The organism is Streptomyces xingningensis (assembly GCF_054957865.1).
The window spans coordinates 74,614-91,398 of record NZ_JBDJPF010000022.1 but is presented as its reverse complement, the minus strand read 5'-3'; the positions used below and the strand labels follow the sequence as shown (position 1 = coordinate 91,398).

Here is a 16,785-nt window from a genome sequence, read left to right as displayed (position 1 = left end):
GTACGCCCTTCACGCACCAACCCGGGGCCGATCCACAGGTCTTGAGCATTGCTCGTCTCACAGCGGTCCCTCCGCTATCCCGAACGGACCGACGGACTTGATCCGTTTGAGGTGCGGCGCGATCAGGTGACCCGAGCCGTTCGCGCTGAGTGGAGCCAAAGGAAGGTGCGCTGAGTCCATCGTGATGTTGGAGCACTGCCAGTGAATGCCGTTCACCGGGCGGTTTCCGGGGGCGGGACGACGACGGTGAGGTAGGCGCGGGTGCCGGTGCTGTTGCGCATGGGCCGGTAGTCGGCGGGACCGCAGTTGCCCGATCGCTGCATGGCGTCAACAAGGCGGCGCACAGCCTGATCGTCGCCCATGAGGCGGACCTGCACGGGCTGGGGGCCTGACGGTTGCCCGGGTACGGCGGGCGCGGGTCCGCTGGGGAGTCGGCGGCGGTTCACTCGTCTTCCCCCTTCGGCGCCAGGCGGGCGGGGACGCGTCCGGCCTCCAGCTCGGCGCGCTCCTCGGGGGCGATGTGGGAACAGGCGCGGCGTTCGACGGCGGCGCGGATGAACTCGGGGCGGCTGGAGTGGATGCCGTGGGTGGGAGCGCTCAGGCCGTTGTGGAGTTCAGGGCACTGCCAGCGCATCGGGTTCAACGGACGGTCTCCTTCGGGGCGGTGGGGACAGCGGTGAGGCGGGGCTGGAGCGCCCTTGCGCGGGCGGTGGAACGGGTCGCCTCGGAGAGGGCGTTGAGGAGGCCCTGGGCGGCGAGGGGGCCGAGATGGATCGCCCCTTGGGCGTCGGGCGAAGCCCAGGAGCGGCAGGTGTCGAGCAGGGTGGCGACGTCGGCCAAGAGGTCTTCGAGGGTCATCGCGGACTTCATCGCGTGCCGTCCTCCTCGACCCGCGCGAGCTCCTGCACGGCGCGGTTGACGTCCTCGGAGCGGGCGATGCCGCAGGCGGCGAGGATCGCCCAGTCGGCAACGCGCCCGAGGGCGGCGGCACGCGCTTCGTGCCAGGAGACGGGCGGCATCTCGGGGTAGTCGGACAGCTCCGCGGCGACGTCGGCGGCCTCGTTCTCGTACGTCTCGGCTTCGCCGGCCGCGAGCTCCGCCTGACGCGCGAGGAGCTGAGGGCGGACGGTGTGGTGGCGGCGGTAGCTCCACACGACCGTGCCGCCTTCTTCGAGGCGCTGGATCAGCCGGAAGACACGGCGGTAGTAGTGAGCTCCGACGGCGCGGTGAAGGCGCCGCCGCAGCGCGGTGGAGTCGGTCAACGGGGTGTCCTTCCGAGGATCACGAGGAGGCAGCCGATCGCTACGAGTGATGAACCGGCCCAGGTCGAGACGGGGGAACCTGTGCTGCGGCCGAGCCACGCCATGCCGAGGCCGACGAGGACGGTGACGACGCCGAGGCTCTTACCGGAGGGCAGGCGGCTGGTTCCGCTTCGGGACAGGCGCTCTATTTCCCCGGCTATCGCGGCCGTCTCCTTGATGTAGAGGTCTTTGGCCGGGTGGCCGTCGGGGTACGTGGCGATGACGCTGCGGCGGTCGTCGAGCGTTTGTCTGAGCACGGCGATGCGCTCGGCGGGGGTGGGGCCGAACAAGGGCATGGAGAGCTCACTCCTGGACTGGTTCGGGATCGGTGTTTTTCACGAGCCGCAGCCGGGGGCGGCCGTGGCCGGCCGGGGCTCCGTCGGCGGCCAGTGCAGGGGTAGGTAGGTCGGAGGTAGCCGTCTGACCTGCGGGACTACTGCCTACCTGGGGGCTGGAAGGGGCTGGGGGAGGGGGTGCGGGAAGGCGCTGAGAGGGGGCCGGAGAAGGGACGGGAGAAGGCTCTTCCGTACGCGCGAGAAGGGGCTGGGGCGCGGGCCGGGAGGAGATGAGGGAGGCCAGATAGTCAGCCCCGGGGCGGAAGGTGATGCCGTGCTCGTGCCGCTCCACGGTGAGGGAGAGAGGAGCGTCGAGCGCGGCCAGGGCGGGGGCGGCGTCGTCGCACTGGATGCCCATCCGGTTGTGGCCTTCGACCTTCACCCCTTCGCGGAAGGGGATTCCGTATCGGCCGCACGCGGCGCGGATCTCGGTTGCGGACCAGGTGGTGAAGTGGGGGTGAGTGCTCGCCAGTGCGGGGAGCAGATCCACGACGTGGGCACCGTTGGTGCCGCCGATCACCTTACGGAGCGTCACAAGGAAGAAGTGGCGTACCTCGTCCTCGCCCAGCCCCTGCCCTGCCTCCTCGTCCTCGTCGCCGTCCTCCTCCCCCGCTATTTCTTGATCAACTCCCCGAGGCGGCGCTACCGCCAGAGCGGCCACGATCCACGCTCCCCCGCCGACCGCGTAGACGACCGGCAGCCCTCTCCACCCCTCCACAGCCGTGGTGGCCGACTCGATCCAGGGCCCGGCGAATTTCCCGGCCGTCATCAGGCCGGCCAGCGCCGCGAAGGCGCCCGGGACGACGGAGGAGGGCGCCCACTTCCGCCCCCGCAGCTTCTGCCGCACGGCGCAGCCGAGGCGGCGCAGGAGGACGAGGGAGCCCTTGCCCAGGAGTCCCAGCAGGAGCTTCGAGCCCGCGAAGAAGGAACGGAGCAGGTGACCGGGGCGGAAGAGGACATAGGGCTTCAGGTCGGGGCAGGCGAAGGTCCCCCGGACGCTCAGCGACCCCAGGACACGCCGTAGCAGCGCGCGCGGTATCGCGCTCCTCATCGCAGGCCCGGGACATGGGAGAGGGCGCTATTGATGATCTGTTCCGGCATCAGCCACACGGCGCCCGCCTGGTGATACGCCGTTGCGGTCACGATCCCGAGGAAAGCCGCGATCGAGGGCGGCATCTTCTTCGAGTAGATGAGGACGATGGTTAGCACCAGGGCGACGGCGGCGGGGCCGGTGTTGGCGAACGCGTCTTGCAGGCTGCCCGTCACGCCCTTGGATATCTCGCCTGCGGCGCTCCAGCGGTCGCCCGCCAGCATGTAGAGCGTGCCCGCGAGAAAGCCGGTGACGGCCGCCCCCTGGGGCGCCAGCTTGGCGGAGGAGCCCTTGCGGCAGCGCAGGAAGAGATAGACGGTGATCGCGACGGCAAGACCGCCAGCACCGAAGAAGCCGAACGTGGCGCCGCCCCCGGCGGCCAAATTGACGGAGGACACGGAAAATCCCTTCGGGGCGCAGTGTGCGTCAGTGGTTGGTGTTGGCGAAGCCCAGGGCGAGGACGGTGGTAGCGAGGGGGACGCGGCAGAACCACGCAAGCGGCGGGAACCAGTGCCGCGTAGGGTGGTCGATCTTCCAGCCGATGACGCCGGTCACGATCAGCGCAACGACGGTCGCGGTCGTGATCGAGGTCTCGCGGCCGGCCGACTCGAAGAAGCGCACTTCCCAGGTGCCGAGGCTTTTGCCTCCGAAGATGCGCAGCTCCCATCCCAGCCATGCGGCCGTGGCGTTGTAGAGGAGCCCGCGGGTGACCGGCTGGAGCGCATACCACCATTCATGGGTGTGTTCATTGCCGTCATGGATGACGGGCCGGGGACGGTAATGCCGCTGGTGCTGGTGCTCGTCCTCCTGGTGCTCCTCCTCGCCGCTGCGCTTGCGGAGCGCGCGAAGGCGCTTCAGGCGGCGGGCGCGGCGGCTGGGGGACGGCGCTTCCTCTTCGGCCTCGACGGGTAACTCGACGTCGCCCTCGACGGCTTGGCGCTGCTGCTTGGCGGCGGCGTTCGCCGTCCTGACCCGCGCTGCCCACCGCCGCAGGGGCGACGGCCCCGGGGCGGCCTCGACGGCGGCCTCGGTCTCGTCCTCGACGTCTTCCTCGGCTCCGACCGTGGGCGGCTGACTCGGCATTGGCGGGATGTCGGGCTTCGGTGGCAGGGGGGACTCGTCCGGCAGCAGATCACCCGGCGGCTTCGTCCACCACGGGCCCGGCTCGGGTTCTTCGGGCGGCAGGGGGACGTGGAAAGGATCGGTGTTCGAGTGCTGCTCGGTCTGTATGTCGGTCACAGTGGGAGGCGTCCTCTCCTTCAGGGGACGAAGGGGCCCGGGGTGGTGTCGGAGCCGTTCCCCGGGCCCTGCTCCGTTGCTGCGTCCTCCGGGCCGGTGCGCTTCTCCCCTTGTGGGGCGCGGACTTCCGGCCGGAGAGGCGGTTACACGGCGTGCTCTTCGGCGCCCTCGGCGGCGTACATCGCTTCGAGCTCGGCGGCCTCGATTTCCGCGCGGAACTGCTCGTCCTCGGCGAGGCGCTTGCGGGCCTCGCGGATGCAGTCGCCGCCCCACGTCTCGGCGCGGCCGTACTGGTCTCCGAGGCTCTTCGCGGTGATCTTGCGTTCGCCGACGAGGGCACGGGCGGCCTCGCGGATGCCCTCCTCGCGCTGGGCGGCGCGAGCCCCGCGAGTGGTGCGCTCCTCGTTTTCCGAGGGTTGACGCCGCGCACTTTCCGAGGGTCCCGCGTCATTTTCCGAGGGTCGGCGGCGGGCACTCTTCGAGGCTCGGGCAGCGGCTCGCTCCGCCTTCGCGGCGGCCTCACGCTGGGCGGCCTCGGCCTTTTCGCGAGCCTCGCGTTCGGCGGCCTCGCGTTGGCGTGCGGCTTCTTCCTCAATGGCCCTGGCCTGGGCTTCCGCGATGATCCGCTTGTTCTCGCGCTCCGCCTCGGCAGCCTTCTCGGCCTCGCGGGCCTGCCGCTCGCGGTCCTCCTTCTCAGCCTCGATTTTCGCGGCCTCACGCTTGTGCTGGCCCTCGATTTCCGCGAGCTTGATCTTGGTGCGCTCCTCGCGTTCGGCGGCTTCGCGCTCCCTCGCGGCGGTCTCGCGGGCCAGCTTCTCCTCGTGGGCGCGGGCCTCGCGAAGCTTCTTCTCCTCGTAGGCGCGGGCCTCGCGGTCGGCCTCGATTTTCCGGCGTTCGGTCTCGCGCTGAGCCTCGATCTTCTGCCGCTCCGCCTCGCGGTCCGCCTCGATTTTCGCGGCTTCGCGGGTCTCGCGTTCTGCGCGTTCGGCCTCCCACCGGGCATCCTCGGCGGCCTTCTCCTCGGCCTCGATCTTTGCCCTCGCGGCCTCCTCGCGTTTGCGCTCCTGCTGCTCGTCCCAGTGACGGACGGTCATCTCATAGCGGGTCATGCGGTCGGTGACCCACCGCCGCAGCACGCTCGCGGACTCCACGAGGAAGACCGTGAAGAACGGCACCACCGTGTGGAGGAGGACCCCGCCGGCGTCCGGCTGCGGGACAAGACGGAAGCCGTCCGGGTAGAGGGAAGGCCAGCAGTTCATGAGCCACACCGCGAGCCCCGCGAACCAGCGGAACACCATCGGCCAGCCCTTCGACCGGTAGCCGTGCCGGGCCAGGCGGTCCTCGATGTAGAGCAGCCCGAGGAGGGCGAGGGTGCCGAGGGGATCGGGCAGCCACGCGGTGCTGACGGGGGTGCCGAGGCTGATGGCGAAGCGGGTGACGTTGACGCAGGTGAACGCCAGACACCCGGCGCCGATGATGATCAGAGCCCAGGTCATGACCCACAGCACGGTGCGGAGCTCTGCGATGGCTTCGCGGGCCTGGGCGGCCTCCCGGTCGGAGACGAACGCGGGGTCGGAGGCCGGGGCGGTGGCTGTGACGGTCATCGTTCGGCCGCCTCGTCGCCGGAGCCGTCGGCCGCGTCTTCCTCGTAGATGTCGGCGGTCAGGACGACGCGCACCCCGTCGCATTCGCCGTACGCGCACAGCCGCAGGACGCCCAGGGAGCGGCCGGCCGGGCGCTCGGTCAGGCCGAGGTGCTGCCGCCAGAGCTCGAACACGGCCCGGCGGCCGTCGTCGGGGCACTGCACCGTGCCGTGCAGCTCGCGGCCGGTGTGAACGGTCCAGGGGATCGCGGGGAGTTCGGCGTCGGCGGCGCGCTTCAACAGGCGCGTCAGCGCGTGGGCGGCGTCGCGCTGCCATCGGCGGACATCCCCGGCGGTGTAGAGGTTGTTCACGGCTGTACTCGTTTCTGCTGGAGGCGGCGGCCGGCCTGCACCGACTCGAAGAAGGGGGCGAGGTCCCTGACCCGCTTGTGGAGGGGCAAGGGCTTGCGGTGGCGCCCCATCAGCGGGCCTCGCCCGGCGCGGACTCGCCCAGCAGGAGCTCCGCCTGGACGGAAACCGTCGCGCTGCCGCTGTGGCCGATCGCTTCGGCGAGGCCGCCGTCGCTGAAGCGAAAACCGGGGGACTCGATCGCCTCGCGGACCGCCTCCATCAGTACCGCGGAGACAGGACGATGCATTTTGATCGAGATGTCCGCGCCGATCCCGGCGGCGTCGGTCAGGAACTCGATCAGGCGGGCGAACAGGTCGTCGGCAAGATCCTGCTCGGCTTGCGCGGGCGTTATGGTCTTCACGCGTCGGTCTCCTTGTCTTGGAAGGGTTCGGCGAAGGCCCTGATCTGGCGTGGCATCGCTGGTCAGGGCCGTTTTTTCTGCGCGGAATTGGGTGGACGGAGCGGGATTCGAACCCGCGCTCCCGCAGGAGCCCACCGAGGGCCGTCCTTGGGTGTGTTCTCCGCCGTGCCCGATTCACCTCCTTCGCGGGCTTTGGCGGCACCTGTTCAGTTCTCAAGATCCGGGCGCTTCCATCCGACGGGTTGGCTACCGCTTCAGGGCGCGTTTGTGCAGGTCAAGCAGGGTGCAGCTCCAAGCATGAGTCCCGTTGCCGGGTTTCCAGTCGGGCTCGGGGGCGACTCTAGACCTGTCGAATCGTAAGTTTCAACAGGTTCGACAGTTTCGCTGTGGTCGGTGGTTCCGTACGATTCGGCGCATGGACTCGAAGACGGCCGACGAGGCGCGGACGAACTGGGCGGACCTCATCGGAGCCGCCCGCTACAAGGGCGAGGCGACAGAGATCACCTGGCGGGGAAAGCCCTGTGCCGCCGTGGTGCCGATCGACTGGTTCCAGCGCGCCGTTGAGCTGCTGGGCGAGCCGGGGGCGCCGAAGTCCGGACCGCCGGCCACCGAGTCCTGAGAATCCAATCCCGGCCCCCGCCACTGCCCCGGCGGGGGCTTTCTGCTGCCCGCTCGCGGTGTGCCGCTCCCTCACAGCGCCCCCTCGCCGGACAGGCCGATCAAGCGCTCGGACTCGGTGGGCTCGTTGAAGATCAGCGGGGCAGTGTCGAGAGCCCGTTCGTACGCCTCGTCGCCGACGGCCGCGCGGAACGCTGCCTCGGCTTCCGCTTCCGCAGCCGCACAGGTGGGGCAGGGGCGTTCGGCCGGGTGATTAGTGCGGCACTCCGGGCACCGGAGCCAGCCGGAGCACTCCCGGCACAGCCCGGTCTCCGCCTCGGGAGGAAGACCACAGATTCCGTCCCTGCCGGGGCATTCGGCGTGGATGCGGCGGTTGGTGGCCTCCTCGACCGTCCGGTCGGCGTGCGTCGGGACAGTGGACTCCGCCGAGGGGGCGGCGGGCTGACGGGGGATCGGGGCCAGGGCGGGGGCCGCAGAAGGCGACGGCGAGGCCGCAGCGTCCCGCAGGCGGCGGGAGACGACCGCGCCGACGCTGCGGGTTTTCTCGGGCAGGGGGCGGCCGGCGACGATGTCCCGGATCTGCTCGGGCGTCCAGCCGGAGGCCAGCAGCCCATCCACCACGAGGCCCTGATGGGCGAGCGGCTTACCAGTCAGCCGGAACTCCGGCTTCTCGCTGCCGATCGCGGTCAGCAGCAGCACCCCCTCCGTGGGGGCCACTGCCTTGGGCTGCTCGGTCTCGTTGGGCTCGACCTGGTGGCCGTCCGTCCCTCCGTCCACGGCGACCGTGACGACGCTTCGCGCGGACGCCCGCGCGGTACGGACGGACGGACGGGGCTTGGTCTTCTGCTCGGTGGTCTTCTTGGAGGTGGTGTTCTTTGTGGTCCGATTAGCCTGCGCAGGATTTTCCAGCGCTGGATTTTCGGACTTAGGTTCTGACCTGCGGTTTTGCCGCTGGATGGGCAGCGCGGGCGCGTCGTCGCCGTAGAGGTCGAAGAGGTGCGCGGGCATGTCCGTGATCGAGTACACGGCATCCCCGAGGGTGCCGTTCTCGCGGCGCTCGCGGTCGCGGACCAGGTAGCCGAACTTCTCCAGCTCCTTCAGGCCGGCGGTCACAGCCGCCTTCCCATCGGTGCCGGAGCGCACGAGCTCGGCGACGGTGACGCGCCAGCCGTCGCGGTGCGTGGAGATCAGGCCGAAGATCCCTTTGGCCTTGAAGCTGATGCGGCGGTCCCGGAAGAGGGCGTTCGCGATCTGCGTGAAGTTGTCGGCCGCCATGGGGCCGCGCTGGATACCCGCGCCGTAGGTCATCGCGCACCGCCCTGGGCCGCTGTGGCGATAGGCGTAGCGATCTTGAGCGGGTAAGCGTTGCTGGGGAGAGCTGCGAGCCGTGCCGAAGGCGCGATCGCCAGCAACGGGGCAGTAGGGGAGGGGAGTTCCGGGGGGCTCCCCGGACAGGGCGCAGGCTGGACACCGCACGGATTTTGGGCAGGCCGAATTGGCCCGTCGGGTCGTGCGGGCAGCCTGCCTTGTGGCAGACTGGGCATCGGTTCGGACCTGTATTTCGTATGCCGATTTCCGCGCGGATCACTCGCCAAAGTTCAAGCGCGGGCTTCGGTTGGTTTACAGGACCGGCAGGTCCGGCCAGCAGAGAGCCCCGGGGCGCTAAGCGCTTCGGGGCTTTGTGCTGTTCAGGCCCGCCGGTGTTGTCGTCGCCCAGGACCGCCGGAGCGGGCGCAGGACGCCGTGGAACTGCACACTCCGGTGGCCCGGTTGGGGCTCGATCCGTCGTGCGCGAGGCATGAGGCTAGCACTACATTCCGTAAGTTCAATCGCCTTGCCAATCTCGCTTCCAGGGTCCTGGCCTGCGCAAATAAGGGCAAAGTAGAAGCCCCCGTCACTCTCCGTAGAGAATGCGGGGACTTCGCTTGACCGCAAAAACACTGTCTGACGGATCGTCAGGCATTGGCGGCTGCGCTGCACATCCGTTGCACGAGACGTCGGAAGCTACCGGAAGTGATGGGAGGCTATCGGTGGGTGTTTCCGCAGGTCAGCGGCCAAATCGGGTGCCTGTTGCGGCTGGTGGCGATTTTACCGATTTAGCCCGATCCTCAGATGTCCCGGAAGATCTCGATCTGCGCCCCGATCGAGTTCAGCCGCTCCGCCAGGTCCTCATAACCCCGGTTGATCACATAGACGTTGCGCAGCACCGACGTCCCCTCCGCCGCCATCATCGCCAGCAGCACCACCACCGCCGGGCGGAGCGCGGGCGGGCACATCATCTCGGCCGAGCGCCAGCGGGTCGGGCCCTCCACCAGCACCCGGTGCGGGTCGAGGAGTTTGACGTCGGCGCCGAGCCGGTTGAGGTCGGTGAGGTAGATGGCCCGGTTGTCGTAGACCCAGTCATGGATGAGGGTCTGGCCCTGGGCGAAGGCGGCGATGGCCGCGAAGAACGGCACATTGTCGATGTTGAGGCCGGGGAACGGCATGGGGTGGATCTTGTCGATCGGGGCGCGCAGCTTGGAGGGGCGGACGGTCAGATCCAGCAACCGCGTACGGCCGTTGTCCGCCCGGTACTCGGAGCTGCGCTCATGGTCGAGGCCCATCTCCTCGAGGACGGCGAGCTCGATCTCCATGAACTCCACCGGCACCCGGCGGATGGTCAGTTCGGACTCGGTGATCACGGCGGCGGCGAGCAGGCTCATGGCCTCGACCGGGTCCTCGGAGGGTGCGTAGTCCACATCGCGGTCGATAGTGGTCACCCCGTGCACCGTGAGGGTGGTGGTGCCGACGCCCTCCACGCGTACGCCCAGTTCCTCCAGGAAGAAGCAGAGGTCCTGGACCATGTAGTTGGAACTGGCGTTGCGGATGACGGTCACTCCGTCGTGCCGGGCGGCGGCCAGCAGGGCGTTCTCGGTGACGGTGTCGCCGCGCTCGGTCAGCACGATGGCACGGGTGGGGGAGACCGAGCGGTCGACCCTGGCGTGGTAGGTGCCGTCGGTGGCGGTGATCTCCAGGCCGAAGTGGCGCAGTGCGGTCATATGCGGCTGCACGGTCCGGGTGCCGAGGTCGCAGCCGCCGGCGTAGGGGATGCCGAACTGGTCCATGCGGTGCAGCAGCGGCCCCAGGAACATGATGACGCTGCGGGTGCGACGGGCCGCCTCGGTGTCCATCGCCGCCAGGTCGAGCTCGGCGGGCGGCACGATCTCCAGGTCGCCGCCGCCGTTGATCCAGCGGTGCCGGACACCGATGCTGCTCAGCACCTCCAGGATCCGGTAGACCTCTTCGATCCTGGCGACTCGCCGCAGGGTGGTGCGACCGGCGTTGAGGAGCGTGGCGCAGAGCAGGGCGACACAGGCATTCTTGCTGGTCTTGACATCGATGGAGCCGGAGAGGCGGCGGCCGCCGACGACCCTCAGATGCATGGGTCCGGCATAGCCCAGAGAGACGATCTCGCTGTCAAGCGCCTCACCAATGCGGGCGATCATATCAAGACTGATGTTCTGATTTCCGCGCTCGATACGGTTGACGGCACTCTGGCTGGTGCCGAGCGCATCGGCGAGCTGTGACTGGGTCCAGCCGCGGTGCTGCCGGGCATCACGGATGAGCTTGCCGATGCGAGCGAGGTAGGCGTCTGTCATGGGTCAGACGTTATCTCAGATATGAGATCCCTGTTGCCCCGGGTGGTGATTTAGATTTGTTCTATTGCTATGCGAACAGCTTGGAGGTGGGTCATGGGGAAGCCCGCACGTACCGTGGGGAAGCCGTGGCGGCTGGCATTGGTGGTGGCGCCCTATCTGGTGGGCTGTGCCGTGTTCCTGGCCGTCTTCACCGCGTCCCGCGACCGGCTGCCGGACCGGCTGGCGACCCACTTCACTGCCTCCGGGCGGGCCGACGGATTCACCTCCGTGGGTGATGTACTCGCCACCGGCCTGCCCCTGCTGCTGGTCCCGGCCTTCCTCTTCGCCGTCTTCGCCTATGCACTGGAGGTGGGGCCGACCGGCTGGCGGTCCTTCACGGGGCTCGCCTATGGGGTGGCCGGGTTCTGCGGGGCACTGCTCATCGCGACCGTGCTGGCCAATGCGGGCAGTGGGTCCGCCGGGCAAGTCCGCTTCAGCCCCGTGGAGTTGCTGGTCATCCTGGCCGTGGCCGGGGTGCTGGCCGGCGTCGGAGTGCTGCTGGCGGGCTTCGCCGCACCGCCCATCACAAAGGCCACCGTCTTCACGGGCGACTCCGGTCCCCGGCTGCACCTCCGCAAGGGCGAGAGCGCTGCCTGGACGCGGTCCATCGGCTCGCGGGCCATCGTCGTCCTGGGGGCGGGGCTGCTGGTGGCGGGCGTGGCACTGATGTTCCTGGCCGGCTGGCTCGGCGGCATCGCCCTGCTGATCCCGGGTGCGGTGACCCTGGTCTTCCCCGGCGCACGCGTCGTCGTCGACCGGTATGGCCTGACCGTCATGCCTCGGTGGCTCTCCTTCCCCCGCCTGCGGATCCCCCTCGAGCGCATCGAGTCGGCGACCAGTCGTCCGGTCGACCCGCTCCGCGAGTTCGGCGGCTGGGGTTACCGGGTGCGCTCGGGCCGCAGCGGGATCGTGCTGCGCTCCGGCGATGCGATCGTGGCCCGGCTGACCACCGGCAGCGAATTCGTGGTCACGGTCGATGACGCCGCCACGGCGGCCGCACTGCTCAACGCCCTCGTCGTCCGCGACCGCGACCGCGCGGACCACGGAGGCTGAGGTGCTGATCCGCATCGACCCCAACTCCTCGGTGCCCCTGGGCGACCAGATCGCCGCCGCCGTGCGCGGGGCCATCTCCGATGGCTCCGTGGAGCCCGGTGAGCGACTGCCCGCCGCCCGTGCGCTCGCCGACTCGCTCGGCGTCAATGTGCACACGGTGCTCAGGGGCTATCAGCGGCTGCGCGAGGAAGGGCTGATCGAACTGCGCCGCGGCCGTGGTGCGGTGGTCACTTCCGGCGACGCCTCGGCGGGGCGGGCCCGCCTCATCGACGGTGCCCTGCAGCTGATTTCGGAGGCCCGTGCCCTCGGCCTGGGTGACGAGGAGATCCTCGAACTCGTCCGTACCGGCCTGGGCACAGATCAAGTATCGCCGACCCGGCCCCCGCTGTCACCCTCCTGAAGATCGAATTCCGGCAGCTCAACAGCCCCTAGCGTGATACCGGACCCGAGAGGAGAACCGACATGGACCCGAGGTTGACCGAGGAACTGCTGGCCATGGCCGCCCGCGCCGCCTGGCTCATCGCCCAGCACGCCGACCGCCAACTGGATGTCCAGCGACGTGCGGTGGAGTTGATGACGGAGGCCGTCGAGGCCGGTGAGGCAAGCCCACGTGACCTTGCCTTCCTGCGCGACCGGACGCTGACCAACGAAGGGCACGAGCAGATCTACGGGACCCAGATCGCCGGTGTCCAAGACGGTGCCCCCGTCCCCTGGCCGTGCCGGGAGCCGGAGCGCATGGACGAGCTGCGGGCCGGGGTGGGCATCGAGCCGTTCGCCGCCTACACGGCCTGCCACGCGCCCCGCTGACCCGGCTGACCTCCGGTCCTTCGTGCCGGTCGGCCGGGATGGACCCGGGTTAGAACTCGCTGGTTTCCAGGTCGAGTTCAAAGGGGTGGGGAAGCCGGATGGACTTGCCGAACCGATGAGGTCCGGCCACCCTTGTGTAGCCGAGTTCGCCGGGCTCGGAGTAGAGGGTGCAGGCTTGCTCTTGCCGATCCACCAAGAGGTACAGGGGCGCTCCGTACTCCGCGTAACGGCGGCGCTTCACGATCCTGTCGGTGCCGCCGTTGGAATCCGAGGTGACCTCCACGATCAGAAGTGTCTGGTCGGGAAGCAGGGCCCCTCCTCCCCTCGCCAGTTCCTTGGGAACCACGGCCAGATCCGGGACGTACCAATTGGGGCTGCCGGGCAGGTCCAGATTCCCTGAACCTGCCCGGCAGTCAAGCTTCCTCATGACCGGCCCGATCTGTTCGCGGATCACATCCGCGACATTCTCGTGGTCCCAGCTCGGCGACGTTGGTGTGATGACCCCCTCCACGATCTGCACCCGGTCCCCCTCGTAGTGCTGGATCGCGTACTTCAGCGCGGTTTCGGGATCGTCGGCTGCGTAGGAATGGGGCTGTGTACTCATCGGTCCTCCTGCGGACGTCGTGACTGCAGCACGACGACTGTCCAGGGTCTACAGCAATCAGCGCCCAGTTCGCCGCTCCTTCAGCGGGGTCGGTCGCTCATACGGGTGGCGTCAAGGCCCGGACTCGGAAGCGGACGGCGTGACCGGGGACCACACGCCGAACCACTGCTCGGCGCCGTACTCCTCGAACCGCTCCACCTCGGTGAACCCCAGCTTCATCGCAAGGCGCATCGCGCGGTCGTTGGCGGTCTGGGTGCAGAGCACCACCGGCTCGCCGGGGTGCGTGTCCGCGAACCAGTCGAGTGCCGCCGCGCACGCCTCGGCGGCGTACCCACGTCCCCACGCCTCGGGCAGGAACAGGTAGCCGAGCATGGTCTCTCCGGCATCCGGACGGACGTGACCCGGACGCTCCGCGTCGCGTCGGTCGAGCGTGATCATGCCGATCATCGCCCCGTCGAGATCGACCACGAAGAAACCAGGGCGTCGCCCGGGCACCTCAGGCACCGCGCATTCGAGCTCCTCGCGCGGTCGAGCGCCACCGACGTAAGTACCCACCTTCGGCGAGGCGAACAGTTCGATGAACGCCGCACGGTCCCGGGCCTCGGACTCGCGGAGCACGAGCCGTTCGGTCCCTATCGGGGCAGGTGGCCAGGGAGCGGGTCCGAGTCCGGTCATGGCGGGCAACCTATCGCACGCCCGTGGGAGTGATCCGGGAGAGAAGGGCTGGGCCACGGATCTGCTCGAGTCAAAGGACATCAGGACACAGCGGCGCATGACCCAGCCGCGGCGATGTATTAGAGTTATCTCGACATCGAGATATCTGCCAAGGGGCGTACCGCTGTCGCGTCGCTAAGGCATACCTAAGTTAGGCGTACCTTAGCGGATCGGCGCGACCTTGTCGCGGCAGCATTGCCGCAGTACGCGAATTCATGCACATAAAGGAGACTGTCGTGTCGGCGAACAGCTTCGACGCTCGCAGCACGCTGCAGGTGGGCGACGAGTCGTACGAGATCTTCCGGCTGGACAAGGTCGAGGGCTCCGCGCGCCTCCCCTACAGCCTGAAGGTCCTCCTGGAGAACCTGCTCCGCACCGAGGACGGCGCCAACATCACCGCCGACCACATCCGAGCCCTGGGCAACTGGGACTCCCAGGCCCAGCCCAGCCAGGAGATCCAGTTCACTCCGGCCCGCGTGATCATGCAGGACTTCACCGGTGTGCCCTGTGTGGTGGACCTCGCCACCATGCGGGAGGCCGTCCGGGAACTCGGCGGTGACCCGGCCAAGATCAACCCGCTGGCCCCGGCCGAGCTGGTCATCGACCACTCGGTCATCGCCGACAAGTTCGGCACCAAGGACTCCTTCGCACAGAACGTGGAGCTGGAGTACGGGCGCAACAAGGAGCGCTACCAGTTCCTGCGCTGGGGCCAGACCGCGTTCGACGAGTTCAAGGTCGTCCCGCCGGGCACCGGCATCGTCCACCAGGTGAACATCGAGCACCTGGCCCGTACGGTCATGGTCCGGGGCGGCCAGGCCTACCCCGACACCCTGGTCGGCACCGACTCGCACACCACCATGGTCAACGGCCTCGGCGTCCTCGGCTGGGGCGTCGGCGGCATCGAGGCCGAGGCCGCGATGCTCGGTCAGCCGGTCTCCATGCTCATCCCGCGGGTGGTCGGCTTCAAGCTGACCGGCGAGCTGCCCACCGGCACCACCGCCACCGACCTGGTGCTCACCATCACCGAGATGCTGCGCAAGCACGGCGTCGTCGGCAAGTTCGTCGAGTTCTACGGCGAGGGTGTGGCGGCCACGAGCCTCGCCAACCGCGCCACCATCGGCAATATGTCGCCGGAGTTCGGCTCCACCGCCGCGATCTTCCCGATCGACGACGAGACCCTTAACTACCTGCGCCTGACCGGCCGCAGCGAGCAGCAGGTCGCGCTCGTCGAGGCGTACGCCAAGGAGCAGGGCCTGTGGCTGGACCCGGCCGCCGAGCCGGACTTCTCCGAGAAGCTCGAGCTCGACCTGTCGACGGTCGTTCCCTCGATCGCCGGCCCGAAGCGCCCGCAGGACCGCATCGTCCTGGCCGACGCCGCCCGGCAGTTCGAGCGGGACGTCCTCAACTACGTGGACGACGCCGACGAGGCGGGCGAGGAGTCCTTCCCGGCCTCCGACGCCCCGGCCGCCGCCAATGGCGTGCCGACCCGACCGACCACGGTCACGGCCCCCGACGGCAGCAGCTATGAGATCGACCACGGTGCGGTCACCGTCGCCGCGATCACCTCCTGCACCAACACCTCGAACCCCTATGTCATGGTCGCCGCCGCGCTGGTGGCCAAGAAGGCGGTCGAGAAGGGCCTGACCCGCAAGCCGTGGGTCAAGACCACGCTCGCCCCGGGTTCCAAGGTCGTCACCGACTACTTCGACAAGGCGGGCCTGACCCCCTACCTCGACAAGGTCGGCTTCAACCTGGTCGGCTACGGCTGCACCACCTGCATCGGCAACTCCGGCCCGCTGCCGGAGGAGGTCTCCAAGGCCGTCAACGAGCATGACCTGGCCGTGACTTCGGTGCTCTCCGGCAACCGCAACTTCGAGGGCCGGATCAACCCCGACGTCAAGATGAACTACCTGGCGTCCCCGCCGCTGGTCGTCGCGTACGCCCTCGCGGGCTCCATGAAGGTGGACATCACCCGCGACGCCCTGGGCACCGACCAGGACGGCAACCCGGTCCACCTCAAGGACATCTGGCCGTCCGAGGCCGAGATCAACGACGTCGTGGCCAACGCCATCGGCGAGGACATGTTCAACAAGTCCTACCAGGACGTCTTCGCGGGCGACGCCCAGTGGCAGGCCCTGCCCATCCCCACCGGCAACACCTTCGAGTGGGACCCGCAGTCCACCTACGTCCGCAAGCCCCCGTACTTCGAGGGCATGACGATGGAGACCACCCCGGTCACCGACATCGCCGGTGCCCGCGTGCTGGCCAAGCTGGGCGACTCGGTCACCACCGACCACATCTCCCCGGCCGGTGCGATCAAGGCCGATACCCCGGCCGGCAAGTACCTCACCGGGCACGGTGTCGAGCGTCGCGACTTCAACAGCTATGGCTCGCGCCGTGGCAACCACGAGGTCATGATCCGTGGCACCTTCGCCAACATCCGCCTGCGCAACCAGATCGCGCCGGGCACGGAGGGCGGCTTCACCCGCGACTTCACCAAGGCGGACGCTCCCGTCTCGTTCATCTACGACGCCTCGCAGAACTACCAGGCGGCGGGCATCCCGCTGGTCGTGCTGGCCGGCAAGGAGTACGGCTCCGGTTCGTCCCGCGACTGGGCCGCCAAGGGCACCGCGCTGCTCGGCGTCAAGGCCGTCATCGCCGAGTCCTACGAGCGCATCCACCGCTCCAACCTCATCGGCATGGGCGTCCTGCCGCTGCAGTTCCCCGAGGGCGCCTCGGCGGAGTCGCTCGGCCTGACCGGCGAGGAGACCTTCTCCTTCACCGGCGTCACCGAGCTCAACGAGGGCCGTACGCCGCGCACGGTCAAGGTCACGACGGACACGGGCGTGGAGTTCGACGCGGTCGTCCGCATCGACACCCCCGGTGAGGCGGACTACTACCGCAACGGCGGCATCATGCAGTATGTGCTGCGCTCACTGATCCGCAAGTAAGGGTTTGCCAGAGGCAGTTGGAGGGCCGCACCCCGGTACACG

General features: G+C 69.0%; 19 protein-coding genes and 1 pseudogene. 5 read left to right on the top strand and 15 right to left on the bottom strand.

What is annotated here, in order from left to right; all coding sequences use genetic code 11:
• Positions 1-212: 212 nt before the first annotated feature.
• The 11 genes from ABCR83_RS14295 to ABCR83_RS14245 all read right to left on the bottom strand — a co-directional run bounded on the left by ABCR83_RS14295 (position 213) and on the right by ABCR83_RS14245 (position 6,319).
• Entirely contained in the window at positions 213-344 is a 132-nt protein-coding gene (locus ABCR83_RS14295; RefSeq protein ID WP_462695341.1) for a hypothetical protein, read from the bottom strand.
• A 98-nt stretch (positions 345-442) separates the two neighbouring features.
• Complete coding sequence (locus ABCR83_RS14290) at positions 443-643, bottom strand: hypothetical protein (RefSeq protein ID WP_462695340.1); 201 nt, start codon at positions 641-643, stop codon at positions 443-445.
• Complete coding sequence (locus tag ABCR83_RS14285; RefSeq protein WP_462695339.1) at positions 640-870, bottom strand: hypothetical protein; 231 nt, start codon at positions 868-870, stop codon at positions 640-642. Before ABCR83_RS14285 ends, ABCR83_RS14290 begins: the two co-directional genes overlap by 4 nt.
• Positions 867-1,262 (bottom strand): hypothetical protein, encoded by a 396-nt coding sequence (locus tag ABCR83_RS14280; protein WP_462695338.1) that lies wholly within the window; start codon positions 1,260-1,262, stop codon positions 867-869. Before ABCR83_RS14280 ends, ABCR83_RS14285 begins: the two co-directional genes overlap by 4 nt.
• Positions 1,259-1,597, bottom strand: coding sequence for a hypothetical protein (locus ABCR83_RS14275; RefSeq protein WP_462695337.1), 339 nt, complete (start codon positions 1,595-1,597; stop codon positions 1,259-1,261). Before ABCR83_RS14275 ends, ABCR83_RS14280 begins: the two co-directional genes overlap by 4 nt.
• A gap of 7 nt (positions 1,598-1,604) precedes the next feature.
• Positions 1,605-2,687: a hypothetical protein gene (locus ABCR83_RS14270; RefSeq protein WP_462695336.1), complete on the bottom strand. Its 1,083-nt coding sequence runs from the start codon at positions 2,685-2,687 to the stop codon at positions 1,605-1,607.
• On the bottom strand, positions 2,684-3,124 hold the full coding sequence (locus ABCR83_RS14265) for a hypothetical protein (protein WP_462695335.1): 441 nt from the start codon (positions 3,122-3,124) through the stop codon (positions 2,684-2,686). The genes ABCR83_RS14270 and ABCR83_RS14265 overlap by 4 nt, the downstream gene beginning before the upstream one ends.
• 28 nt (positions 3,125-3,152) lie before the next feature.
• Positions 3,153-3,965: a hypothetical protein gene (locus ABCR83_RS14260; RefSeq protein ID WP_462695334.1), complete on the bottom strand. Its 813-nt coding sequence runs from the start codon at positions 3,963-3,965 to the stop codon at positions 3,153-3,155.
• A 143-nt stretch (positions 3,966-4,108) separates the two neighbouring features.
• Entirely contained in the window at positions 4,109-5,569 is a 1,461-nt protein-coding gene (locus tag ABCR83_RS14255; RefSeq protein WP_462695333.1) for a hypothetical protein, read from the bottom strand.
• Positions 5,566-5,919, bottom strand: coding sequence for a hypothetical protein (locus ABCR83_RS14250; protein ID WP_462695332.1), 354 nt, complete (start codon positions 5,917-5,919; stop codon positions 5,566-5,568). Before ABCR83_RS14250 ends, ABCR83_RS14255 begins: the two co-directional genes overlap by 4 nt.
• A gap of 109 nt (positions 5,920-6,028) precedes the next feature.
• Entirely contained in the window at positions 6,029-6,319 is a 291-nt protein-coding gene (locus ABCR83_RS14245) for a hypothetical protein (RefSeq protein WP_462695331.1), read from the bottom strand.
• A gap of 415 nt (positions 6,320-6,734) precedes the next feature.
• On the opposite strand from ABCR83_RS14245, the gene ABCR83_RS14240 reads away from it, so the two are divergent.
• A complete protein-coding gene (locus ABCR83_RS14240) occupies positions 6,735-6,938 on the top strand; it encodes a type II toxin-antitoxin system Phd/YefM family antitoxin (protein ID WP_462695330.1) in 204 nt (67 codons plus the stop codon).
• A 71-nt stretch (positions 6,939-7,009) separates the two neighbouring features.
• On the opposite strand, the gene ABCR83_RS14235 is transcribed toward ABCR83_RS14240, so the two are convergent.
• Positions 7,010-8,245, bottom strand: a complete 1,236-nt coding sequence (locus ABCR83_RS14235) for a hypothetical protein (protein ID WP_462695329.1) — start codon at positions 8,243-8,245, stop codon at positions 7,010-7,012.
• A gap of 800 nt (positions 8,246-9,045) precedes the next feature.
• Positions 9,046-10,575: a helix-turn-helix domain-containing protein gene (locus ABCR83_RS14230; protein WP_462695328.1), complete on the bottom strand. Its 1,530-nt coding sequence runs from the start codon at positions 10,573-10,575 to the stop codon at positions 9,046-9,048.
• Positions 10,576-10,668: 93 nt separating this feature from the next.
• On the opposite strand from ABCR83_RS14230, the gene ABCR83_RS14225 reads away from it, so the two are divergent.
• From ABCR83_RS14225 to ABCR83_RS14215, 3 genes and pseudogenes are all read left to right on the top strand, one after another.
• Positions 10,669-11,667, top strand: coding sequence for a DUF1648 domain-containing protein (locus tag ABCR83_RS14225; RefSeq protein WP_462695327.1), 999 nt, complete (start codon positions 10,669-10,671; stop codon positions 11,665-11,667).
• Between the two features lies 1 nt (position 11,668).
• A complete protein-coding gene (locus ABCR83_RS14220; RefSeq protein WP_462695326.1) occupies positions 11,669-12,067 on the top strand; it encodes a GntR family transcriptional regulator in 399 nt (132 codons plus the stop codon).
• A gap of 98 nt (positions 12,068-12,165) precedes the next feature.
• Positions 12,166-12,474, top strand: a pseudogene (locus ABCR83_RS14215) (DUF6624 domain-containing protein); the annotation flags it as partial.
• A gap of 49 nt (positions 12,475-12,523) precedes the next feature.
• Here the strand turns inward: ABCR83_RS14215 and ABCR83_RS14210 are convergent.
• Both ABCR83_RS14210 and ABCR83_RS14205 read right to left on the bottom strand, forming a co-directional pair.
• Positions 12,524-13,078 (bottom strand): Uma2 family endonuclease, encoded by a 555-nt coding sequence (locus ABCR83_RS14210; RefSeq protein WP_462695325.1) that lies wholly within the window; start codon positions 13,076-13,078, stop codon positions 12,524-12,526.
• Positions 13,079-13,189: 111 nt separating this feature from the next.
• Entirely contained in the window at positions 13,190-13,753 is a 564-nt protein-coding gene (locus ABCR83_RS14205) for a GNAT family N-acetyltransferase (protein ID WP_462695324.1), read from the bottom strand.
• Positions 13,754-14,028: 275 nt separating this feature from the next.
• On the opposite strand from ABCR83_RS14205, the gene acnA reads away from it, so the two are divergent.
• Positions 14,029-16,743: an aconitate hydratase AcnA gene (gene acnA / locus ABCR83_RS14200; RefSeq protein WP_462695323.1), complete on the top strand. Its 2,715-nt coding sequence runs from the start codon at positions 14,029-14,031 to the stop codon at positions 16,741-16,743.
• Positions 16,744-16,785 lie beyond the last annotated feature (42 nt).

What these genes read in the sequence shown, in the direction of transcription:
- ABCR83_RS14285 (WP_462695339.1), bottom strand. Translation starts at nt 870, where the DNA reads ATGAAGTCCGCGATGACCCTCGAAGACCTCTTGGCCGACGTCGCCACC.
- ABCR83_RS14230 (WP_462695328.1), bottom strand. Translation starts at nt 10,575, where the DNA reads ATGACAGACGCCTACCTCGCTCGCATCGGCAAGCTCATCCGTGATGCC.
- ABCR83_RS14240 (WP_462695330.1), top strand. Translation starts at nt 6,735, where the DNA reads ATGGACTCGAAGACGGCCGACGAGGCGCGGACGAACTGGGCGGACCTC.
- ABCR83_RS14225 (WP_462695327.1), top strand. Translation starts at nt 10,669, where the DNA reads ATGGGGAAGCCCGCACGTACCGTGGGGAAGCCGTGGCGGCTGGCATTG.
- ABCR83_RS14205 (WP_462695324.1), bottom strand. Translation starts at nt 13,753, where the DNA reads ATGACCGGACTCGGACCCGCTCCCTGGCCACCTGCCCCGATAGGGACC.
- ABCR83_RS14210 (WP_462695325.1), bottom strand. Translation starts at nt 13,078, where the DNA reads ATGAGTACACAGCCCCATTCCTACGCAGCCGACGATCCCGAAACCGCG.
- ABCR83_RS14270 (WP_462695336.1), bottom strand. Translation starts at nt 2,687, where the DNA reads ATGAGGAGCGCGATACCGCGCGCGCTGCTACGGCGTGTCCTGGGGTCG.
- ABCR83_RS14255 (WP_462695333.1), bottom strand. Translation starts at nt 5,569, where the DNA reads ATGACCGTCACAGCCACCGCCCCGGCCTCCGACCCCGCGTTCGTCTCC.
- ABCR83_RS14275 (WP_462695337.1), bottom strand. Translation starts at nt 1,597, where the DNA reads ATGCCCTTGTTCGGCCCCACCCCCGCCGAGCGCATCGCCGTGCTCAGA.
- ABCR83_RS14235 (WP_462695329.1), bottom strand. Translation starts at nt 8,245, where the DNA reads ATGACCTACGGCGCGGGTATCCAGCGCGGCCCCATGGCGGCCGACAAC.